Below are 9636 nucleotides of genomic sequence, written 5' to 3' on the forward strand. Positions count from 1 at the left end.
GGGCCTACATGTTGTGGCGAATCGCTTTTTCCATTTTTTTCTGGATGCGAATGCGCTTTAGGCTGGAGAGATAATCGACAAACAGTTTGCCGTCCAGGTGATCTATTTCGTGCTGGATGCACACGGCCAGCAGGCCATCGGCGTCCAGCTCAAATGCCTTGCCGTCACGATCCAGGGCGCGGACGACCACACGCTCGGCGCGCTCGACCTTTTCGTAGGTGGAGGGCACGGACAGGCAGCCTTCCTCACCCTTGGCGCGACCTTCGGTGCGCAGAATTTCTGGATTAATGAAGACCAGCGGCTGGTTTTTTTCGTCAGACACGTCAATCACCATCAGGCGGACACTGCGGTCGACCTGAGGTGCCGCCAGGCCAATGCCGGGAGCGGCGTACATGGTTTCAAACATGTCATCAATCAACGCGCGCAATGGCTCGTCAACCGTGGCAATGGGTTTGGCTTTGAGGCGTAAGCGCTCATCCGGGTAATGCAGTATGGGTAACAGGGCCATGTTCAACAACTAAATCTATGGAGAGGATGCCGTCTATTATATCGGGCAAGACCGCCTGTGAGTAGTTGGATTGCCCGCCAGGATGGAATGTGGTACTTCAAGGACGCAGATCAATGGATGATTGGCAGTCTTTTTAAACCGGGGCGGTACATAGTTGATGCGACAGGCAATAGAGTATTTTCTGGCCCTTTATCGGGCGCCAGGGGTGGGGGCGGTGACGTTCGCCCGCATGCTGCAACAGGTGGAATCGCCGGCGCAGTGGTTTGAGGATGTGGGATTGCGTCAGGATTTACCGGACAAATTACGTGCCTATCTGATCAGCCCGGACTGGGCTGGGGTTGAGCAGGATTTGGCCTGGGCCCAGGGTGACGGGCGGGGAATTATCAGTTGTGCCGATCCGGAATATCCTGCCAGCCTGAGCGACTTGACGGTGCGCCCGCCGCTGATTTTCTGGCAGGGCGATGCCAGTTTGCTGCACCGACCGCAGTTGGCGGTGGTTGGCAGCCGCAATCCGACCGCCGATGGTGCGGACAATGCGTTCGCATTTGCCAAATTTTTGGCTGCGCAGGGTTTGGTGATTACCAGCGGTTTGGCGCAGGGCATTGATGCTGCGGCGCATCGTGGTGCATTGGCTGCCGGTGGTGCGACTATCGCGGTGATGGGCACGGGCCTGGATCGGGTGTACCCGGCGGCCAATCGCGCCCTGGCACACCAGATTGTCAACGATGGCGGCTTATTGGTGAGCGAGTTTGTGCCGGGCACGCCGGTGCTGCGGGAAAATTTTCCGCGCCGCAATGCCCTGATCAGTGGTTTGAGCCTGGGGGTGCTGGTGGTTGAAGCGGCCCGTGGCAGTGGCTCATTGATTACCGCCAAGCTGGCGGGCGAACAGGGGCGCGAGGTGTTTGCCGTACCGGGGTCAATACACAACCCGCTGGCAAGGGGTTGCCACCAACTGATTCGTCAGGGGGCAAAACTGGTCGAGACCGCCGAGGACATTTTTGAGGAATGGCAGGGTTATCTGCGCACCGAGGCGCAACCGGCAGCGCCAATGCCGGAGGCGGCACTACCGGCGCTGGACCCGGAATATCAACATTTGCTGTCGAGTTTAGGGTATGATCCGCAGCCCGTTGACCAGTTGGTCGAACGCTGTGGATTGACGGCTGATGCGGTTTGTTCCATGCTGTTGGTACTTGAATTGCAGGGTTTGGTGCACGCGTCCAGTGGAGGACGCTATTCCCGAGCAAAAGTGTAAAGGCGGTCGCCATGAAAGAGAACATGCTAGAAGTTCTGATGTATCTGTTTGAAAACTATGTAGAAGATGACTTTTTCATCCAGCCTGACCGCGACGACCTCAAAGTGGAATTGCAGGAAGCCGGATTTGAATTGGGCGAAGTCGACAAAGCGCTGACCTGGTTGGAGGGGCTGATCGCCCTGAATGACAAACAGGCAGCCATTCGTGCGCAGACACCGTCTGCGATGCGGGTTTTTACCCAGCGCGAGTGTCAAAAAATCGATGTCGAAAGTCGCGGTTTTCTGATGTTCCTGGAACAAATCGGGGTGCTGGAGTTACAGACCCGCGAAAAAGTTATCGACCGCATTATGGCGCTCGATGGTGAAATTGATCTGGAGCAATGCAAATGGGTCGTCTTGCTGGTGCTGTTCAACCAGCCCGGACACGAAGCGGCATTGGCCTGGATGGAAGACGTCGTTTTTGATGAAAACGTCGGGTATCGCCACTAGACTTTGATGTCCAACATTGCAGTTGAACTTTTCAGCTGCGATGTTTATCTGTAGATTACTCATCCTTTTGCGACAAATCCTTGGAAGGAAGGCGCCGTTTCATCGTCATGGGAAATGCTCTCGTCATTGTAGAATCGCCAGCGAAGGCGAAAACCATCAAGAAATACCTCGGCAAAGGCTATGAGGTACTGGCGTCCTATGGTCACGTGCGTGACCTGCTGCCCAAGGAGGGCGCGGTGGATGTCAGTCACAATTTTGAGATGAAATATCAGGTCATCGACAAGAACCAAAAACACGTCGATGCAATTTCCAAAGCGATGAAAAAAGCCGATGTGCTTTATCTGGCGACTGACCCTGACCGCGAAGGGGAAGCCATTTCGTGGCATTTGTACGAATTGCTGAACAACAAAAAAGCGCTGAAAGATAAAGAAGTTCACCGGGTGGTTTTCCACGAGATCACCAAGCGGGCCATCAAAGAGGCCATGGAAAATCCGCGTGAACTGTCCCTGCACCTGATCAATGCCCAACAGGCGCGTCGTGCGCTGGATTACCTGGTGGGCTTTAACCTGTCGCCGTTGTTGTGGAAAAAAATCCGCCGTGGTCTGTCCGCTGGCCGGGTGCAGAGCCCTGCGCTGCGGATGATCGTCGAGCGCGAACTGGAAATCGAGGCTTTCACTGCCCAGGAATACTGGAGCATAGAGGCCGATCTGCTGGCCGAGGGCGTGGCGTTTCCTGCCAAGCTGCAGCAGTACAAAGGCGAAAAACTGCAACAGTTCAGCGTCACCAACGAGTCGCAAGCCAAAGATATCGAAACTGTGCTGCTCAAACACGCTGCCGGCAGCCTGTTGGTGACCAAGGTAGAAAAGAAACAACGCAAGCGCAATCCGTCGCCGCCGTTTATCACGTCCACCTTGCAGCAGGAAGCAGCGCGCAAGCTCAATTTCAGCGCCCAGCGCACCATGCGTACCGCGCAGCAGTTGTATGAAGGTGTCGACATCGGTGAAGGCGAAATGGGTTTGATCACCTATATGCGTACCGACTCGGTTAACCTGGCGCAGGAAGCCGTGGAAGAAATTCGAGCGTTCATTGCCGAACGCTACGGCAAAAACATGTTGCCGGACGAAGTCCGCGCCTACAAAACCAAATCTAAAAATGCCCAAGAAGCGCACGAGGCGATTCGCCCCACCTCGGTGACCATCTCGCCTGAGGCCATCAAGGAGCATCTCAGCGCAGACCAGTACAAACTGTACGATCTGATCTGGAAACGTACTATTGCCTGTCAAATGGTGCATGCCAAGGTCAATACCGTCGGCGTTGATCTGGAAACCAAGGACGCGGTGTTCCGCGCCAACGGTTCCACCATTGCCGACCCTGGTTTCCTGTCGGTGTACGAGGAAGGCCAGGACGACGCCAAGCAAAACGACGACGAAGGCCGGATTCTGCCGCCGCTTGAGGAAGGCGATAAGGTCAATCTGCAGGGGATACGTCCCGAGCAGCATTTCACCGAGCCGCCGCCGCGTTACTCCGAAGCCAGTTTGGTTAAATCGCTGGAAGAACACGGCATTGGTCGTCCGTCGACTTATGCGTCCATCATCTCGACGTTGCAGGCACGCGAATACGTCGAACTGGACAAGCGCCGCTTCACCCCCACCGATGTGGGGCGGGTGGTGAACAAGTTCCTTACCGAGCATTTTGCCAAGTACGTTGATTACGACTTTACCGCCAATCTGGAAGACGAATTGGATGCGGTGTCCCGTGGTGAAAAAGAATGGGTGCCGTTGATGCACGAATTCTGGGACCCGTTCAAAGAACTGGTGGATCACAAGGCGGAAACTGTCGACCGCAAGGATGTAACTCAGGAAGCGCTGGACGAAGCCTGCCCGCAGTGTGGTCAGCCGCTGTCCATTCGCTTGGGGCGCCGTGGCCGTTTTGTGGGTTGTACCGCTTATCCTGATTGCGATTACACCCGCAATCTGGGTGACGACAACGAGCCGGCCGAGCCGGAAGTAGTCGAAGGCCGCGTTTGTCCCGAATGTTCGTCCAATCTGATTATTCGTCAGGGTCGCTATGGCAAGTTCATTGGTTGCTCCGGTTATCCGGATTGCAAGTACATCGAGCCGCTGGAAAAGCCCAAGGAAACCGGCGTGCAGTGTCCGCAGTGCAAGCAGGGCGAAATGCTGCAGCGCAAATCCCGTCGCGGCAAGATGTTCTATTCCTGTTCGCGCTATCCCGATTGCGATTATGCGGTCTGGAACGAGCCCATCAACCAGCCCTGCCCAAGCTGTAACTGGCCGATGTTGACCATCAAAACCACCAAGCGCAAAGGCACCGAAAAGGTTTGTCCACAGAAGGAGTGTGGCTTTGCTGAGGCGGTGGAATCGTCCGGCGAAGATGAACAAAACGAGTAATTTGCTGGAATATGTCTAAAAAAACGCCCGTTAAACGGGCGTTTTCGCTATCTGGCGGCAAATTTGTCGCAAGCCGCTTCCTCCGTCTGGCGCAAATCTGTACAATGCGCGCTCCCCAAACCTTGCTGGTATTGCATTCATGTTACCCATTGAAAAACTACGCAACATTGCGATCATTGCCCACGTTGACCACGGCAAAACCACTCTGGTTGACCAGATGCTGAAACAGTCCAATACCCTGGACGCGCGTACACAATTGGCTGAGCGCGCCATGGACTCCAATGATCAGGAACGTGAGCGCGGCATTACCATTCTGGCCAAGCCGACGGCCATTCGTTGGAATGACTACCGTATCAACATCGTCGACACCCCTGGACACGCCGACTTCGGTGGTGAGGTGGAGCGCGTACTGTCCATGGTGGACTCGGTACTGCTGCTGGTGGACGCCGTTGACGGCCCCATGCCCCAGACCCGTTTCGTAACAGAAAAAGCGCTGCGTCGCGGCCTGCACCCTATTGTTGTTATCAACAAGATTGACCGTCCAAGTGCCCGTCCTGACTGGGTTCTGGATCAGACGTTTGACTTGTTCGTCCGCCTGGGCGCGACTGACGAGCAGCTGGATTTCCCAGTGGTGTATGCCTCTGGCTTGGGCGGTTTCGCTGGCCCGGATGCGACGGTTCGCAGCGGAACGTTGGATCACCTGTACCAGACCATCATCGACAAGGTTCATGCCCCGCAGGTGGAAGTGGAAGATCCGTTCCAGCTGCAGGTTTCCCAGTTGGACTACAACAGCTACGTGGGTGTTATCGGTATCGGCCGTATCAACCGTGGCCGGATCAAGACCAACAGCCAGGTGGTGGTGGTCGACAAGGAAGGCAAGCGCCGTAATGGCCGGATTCTGCAGATCATGGGCTTCTTGGGTCTGGAGCGTATCGAAGTCGATATGGCTCAGGCTGGCGACATTATCTGTTTTACCGGTCTGGAAGAACTGAACATTTCTGACACCTTGTGTGACCCTGCGGCGGTTGAAGCATTGGCACCACTGTCAGTGGATGAGCCAACCGTAAGCATGACTTTCCAGGTAAACAATTCTCCGTTTGCTGGCAAGGACGGCAAATACGTGACTTCACGTCAGGTTCGTGAGCGTTTGCAGCAGGAACTGGTGCACAACGTGGCGCTGCGTGTGGAAGACACCGCTGACCCGGACAAATTCCGCGTGTCAGGTCGTGGTGAACTGCACTTGTCGGTACTGATCGAGAACATGCGTCGCGAAGGTTTCGAGCTGGGCGTATCCCGTCCTGAAGTAATTACCCGTATGGTTGACGGCGTTAAGCACGAGCCATTCGAGCAGTTGACCGTGGACGTGGAAGAGCCACACCAGGGCACCGTGATGGAAAAACTGGGCGCACGTGGCGGCCTGATGCAGAACATGCAGAGCGACGGTCAAGGCCGGGTACGTATCGACTTCATCATTCCTGCCCGTGGTCTGATCGGTTTCCGTACCGAGTTTTTGACCTCAACCCAGGGTTCTGGTTTGATGTTCAGCGTGTTCGATCACTACGGTCCTTCCAAGGGCGGTGATTACGGTCAGCGCAAGAACGGCGTGTTGATCTGTAATGCGGCTGGTAAGGCGCTGACCAATGCGCTGTATAACCTGCAGGATCGTGGTCGTCTGTTCCTGGGTCACGGTGACGAAGTTTACGAAGGCATGTTGGCGGGTATTCATTCTCGCGACAACGACCTGGTTGTTAACGTGCTCAAAGGCAAGCAGTTGACCAACGTGCGTGCTTCCGGTTCTGACGAGGCGCAAGTATTGACGCCACCAATCAGACACACACTGGAACAGGCGTTGGAATTTATCGATGACGACGAGCTGGTGGAAGTAACACCAAATCACATTCGTCTGCGCAAGAAAGTGCTGACCGAATCTGATCGTAAGCGCCTGTCTCGTTCCGAGAAATAAGCGGCGGATAACGCTAAAAAAGGCCGGTTTATACCGGCCTTTTTTATTGCGTGGCGTTTTGCATCGAGCTGCGGATATTTTCCAGTTTGTCTTGCAGCTTTGAAATCAGGTCAAAGTTTTTCGTGGTGTGTTGCTGCATTTCGTTGACGATGCTGCGGATGGTGTCTTCCTGGGATTCGCTCAGGCCAAGCTGGGTCAGCATGGCTTCTTCCAGTTCCGCTGACATGTGGCTGATGGCGCGACTGCTGTCATTTTGCACCGCACCGAAGGTGCGATTGACCTCGTTGATCGCATTATTGACGGCATTGATTAGCTGATCCTTGCTCTGCAGTTTGCTGTGCGAGTTAAGCAGCTTGGCGGCAGCATCAATCGCGTGGCACAAATTGGCCAGCAGATCCTTGAGCAGGCCGTATTGATCTGGCTGGTCGGTGGGCATGTTTTTTACCAGCAGTGAAAACGCATCATGGTTGATGATGGTTCGTCGGTCAAAATCAAAAAATCGACTTTTGCTGCGACTGAGTTCAACCACATTGGATTCCAGAGGTGAAACCGGACCGCTGCTGCCAAAATCGAGAATGCCGTTGGGCGTGTGAAACTGCAGATTGCATTTTAGTCCCAGCGACGTGGTGACGTTGAATGCATTTTCGGCCAGTTGTTGATAATCGGCAGCTTGCAATGCCGATTGCAAAAACTGCAAGATGTTGCCCAGATGGCTGGTATAGGTCATGGCCTGGAAGGCGACCTGCGTTGAATCCTTGAGCTGCTGGCTTAAATTGTTTTTTTGTAGTTTGGTATCGATGATGTGCTGAATTTTGACAACTGCAACGGCCATGCTGATGGGCTTGTCGATGTAGTCATCACCGCCAACACCAAAGCCTTTTAGCCGTTCTTCCAGTGAGGTCAGTGCGGATAAAAACACGAATGGAAGATGTTGCAGTTGGGCATCGTCACGCACGCGTTGGCATAGCATATAGCCGTTGAGCACGGGCATTTGCACGTCGGAGACAATGGCCTGAATGCCGTGATCGCTTTGCAGCAATTGCCAGGCGAGCTCACCATTGCTGGCGGATATGGGCTCATAGCCAATGTCGTGCAGCACCAGCGACAGGACGTTGGTGATGTCCGGATCATCGTCGACCAGCAGGATCTTTATTTTTTCGTTCAACCGCGAGTCCTCACATTTACACGCGAATAATTGCGGAAATTGTTAGACAATGCTTGAGCAAAATTTAATCTTTTTTGGACATTTAATATCGATGCAAGGTGAATGATCCATCATCGTTGATTTATGTGGAGGAATGGGTGATCGCATTAATACAGCGGGTCTCTGGTGCGCGTGTTGAAGTGCAAGGTCGTGTAATTGGTGAGATTTCGCAGGGATTGCTGGCGCTGATCGGTGTCGAAAAAGGCGATGATCAGGCCAAGGCTGATCGATTGTTGCAGCGGATATTGGCGTATCGAGTATTTGCCGACGCTGATGATAAGATGAATCTGAGCGTAGCGGATGTGGCAGGCGGGCTGCTGCTGGTGTCGCAGTTTACCCTGGCGGCGGACACCCGTAAGGGCAATCGCCCAGGGTTCTCCACCGCTGCCGCGCCACAGGAGGCGCAGATGCTGTTTAACTATCTGGTGGATCAGGCGAAAAAATCCCATTCTGTGGTCGAGACAGGGGAGTTTGGTGCCGATATGCAGGTATCGTTGACCAATGATGGACCGGTGACCTTTTATTTACAGGTGTGAGGACTCATGGAGAAAACCCTACAGGACTTTTTGACGGAAGCGCGCAAGCGTGTAAATAACATCACGCCCGACGAGTTGATGGAATTGGTTGATGCAAACGAAGATTTTTTACTGATTGATGTGCGCGAAGAAAGCGAATACGCCCATAGCCATATCCCCAATAGCATCAATATTCCTCGCGGTACCCTGGAAGGGGCGGCAGACAGGCGTTGTCCCAAGCGACATAAGGACCTGTGTGAGGCTCGGCAACGTGTGGTAGTGGTGTATTGTCAAACCGGTGGTCGTAGTTCCATGGCAACCGACGTGCTGCTGCAAATGGGGTTTAGCCGGGCGGTCAATTTGGCGGGCGGAATCGTCAATTGGGAAGCCGAAGACTATCCCGTGGTGCATGCGGCCGGCTATGAATCCACCGTGCCGGGCATGGAGCTTAGTTAACGCGGCACCGCAGTTTTACTGCTGTTTTTGCTTTTTAACATTGGCCTTGAGGCGCAAGTAAAAGGCAATGATCGCAACGACGGCGGCGATACAGACGACGCCGAGTCCTATCATGAAAAAATGTAGATTAGTGCGAAACGCCTCGTCCATTATCGCTATCCTGTGCGTGTTCAGTGAGTCGCTAAGATACACCAACACCGCCAAAGTGACAAAATCCCCATGGAGATAAAACTGCAGTTGCGGTTTTTTTGGTCGATACGTTGCTGAGCACCCAGAAATATTCGCAGGGGGATTGTGTGCCAATTCAGTCGTTTGATATGGCTACGGGCAAAGCCAAAGACCCGGCCCGCTTTCAGTCTGTTGTGTTTCTACGGGACGAGGCAGACATAGAAACGGTGAGTGCACTGTTGCGCAAATCCCGACATCCGCTGCTTGGTCGAGTTGATAATTTGCGCGACGCGATGGAATTGGTGAGAAAGCACAAAAAAGGTGTAATTTATCTGGATGCGGATTGGCCAGGGATGAAAATTGAGGAAGTTCTCGCCGGTTTGGTGGGACGATTCCCCGATTTTAATGTGATCATCACCAAGGCTAATGCGACCAAGGAAGAGCTGGTTGCATTGCGGCAACAGGGTGCGGCCGGATTTATCCTCAAGCCGGTGAATGCCGAATCGGTTGCCAAGGTGCTGGCGCGACTATAAACGTTGCGCGGTAAATTGTGTGTAAGTTTGCAATCGTTTACGCCAGCCGGGCAGCCAGCGCGTTTCATCACGCGGCGCATTGTGCACCCGCCGAGTCAGCACCACGTCAGCGGCACGGGAAAATTCAGCGACCGGATCACG

General features: G+C 54.1%; 10 protein-coding genes. 7 read left to right on the plus strand and 3 right to left on the minus strand.

Going from position 1 to position 9636, the window contains the following annotated elements:
- Positions 1 to 4: 4 nt before the first annotated feature.
- Entirely contained in the window at positions 5 to 508 is a 504-nt protein-coding gene (gene def, locus OEW58_09935) for a peptide deformylase (GenBank protein MDH5301670.1), read from the minus strand.
- 157 nt (positions 509 to 665) lie between these two features.
- Here def and dprA point away from each other — a divergent pair, with 157 nt between their 5' ends.
- The 4 genes from dprA (at position 666) to typA (ending at position 6619) form a co-directional block, all read left to right on the plus strand.
- Positions 666 to 1760: a DNA-processing protein DprA gene (gene dprA, locus OEW58_09940; GenBank protein ID MDH5301671.1), complete on the plus strand. Its 1095-nt coding sequence runs from the start codon at positions 666 to 668 to the stop codon at positions 1758 to 1760.
- Between the two features lie 11 nt (positions 1761 to 1771).
- Entirely contained in the window at positions 1772 to 2248 is a 477-nt protein-coding gene (locus OEW58_09945; protein MDH5301672.1) for a DUF494 domain-containing protein, read from the plus strand.
- Positions 2249 to 2355: 107 nt separating this feature from the next.
- Positions 2356 to 4656 carry a type I DNA topoisomerase gene (gene topA, locus OEW58_09950; protein ID MDH5301673.1) on the plus strand — a complete coding sequence of 767 codons (2301 nt, stop codon included), beginning with the start codon at positions 2356 to 2358 and terminating at the stop codon, positions 4654 to 4656.
- Positions 4657 to 4795: 139 nt separating this feature from the next.
- Complete coding sequence (gene typA / locus OEW58_09955; protein MDH5301674.1) at positions 4796 to 6619, plus strand: translational GTPase TypA; 1824 nt, start codon at positions 4796 to 4798, stop codon at positions 6617 to 6619.
- A 43-nt stretch (positions 6620 to 6662) separates the two neighbouring features.
- Here the strand turns inward: typA and OEW58_09960 are convergent, their stop codons facing one another.
- Positions 6663 to 7784, minus strand: coding sequence for a response regulator (locus OEW58_09960; protein MDH5301675.1), 1122 nt, complete (start codon positions 7782 to 7784; stop codon positions 6663 to 6665).
- Between the two features lie 137 nt (positions 7785 to 7921).
- On the opposite strand from OEW58_09960, the gene dtd reads away from it, so the two are divergent.
- Together dtd and OEW58_09970 are read left to right on the plus strand one after the other, a co-directional pair.
- Positions 7922 to 8359 (plus strand): D-aminoacyl-tRNA deacylase, encoded by a 438-nt coding sequence (gene dtd / locus OEW58_09965; protein ID MDH5301676.1) that lies wholly within the window; start codon positions 7922 to 7924, stop codon positions 8357 to 8359.
- 6 nt (positions 8360 to 8365) lie between these two features.
- Complete coding sequence (locus tag OEW58_09970) at positions 8366 to 8794, plus strand: rhodanese-like domain-containing protein (GenBank protein MDH5301677.1); 429 nt, start codon at positions 8366 to 8368, stop codon at positions 8792 to 8794.
- Positions 8795 to 8809: 15 nt separating this feature from the next.
- Here OEW58_09970 and OEW58_09975 read toward each other — a convergent pair whose 3' ends face one another.
- Complete coding sequence (locus tag OEW58_09975) at positions 8810 to 8944, minus strand: hypothetical protein (GenBank protein ID MDH5301678.1); 135 nt, start codon at positions 8942 to 8944, stop codon at positions 8810 to 8812.
- A gap of 146 nt (positions 8945 to 9090) precedes the next feature.
- Between OEW58_09975 and OEW58_09980 the strand changes: the two genes are divergently transcribed.
- Positions 9091 to 9495: a response regulator gene (locus OEW58_09980; protein MDH5301679.1), complete on the plus strand. Its 405-nt coding sequence runs from the start codon at positions 9091 to 9093 to the stop codon at positions 9493 to 9495.
- Positions 9496 to 9636: the final 141 nt, after the last annotated feature.

This window comes from Gammaproteobacteria bacterium, from assembly GCA_029884425.1.
Lineage (GTDB): Bacteria > Pseudomonadota > Gammaproteobacteria > S012-40 > S012-40 > JAOUHV01.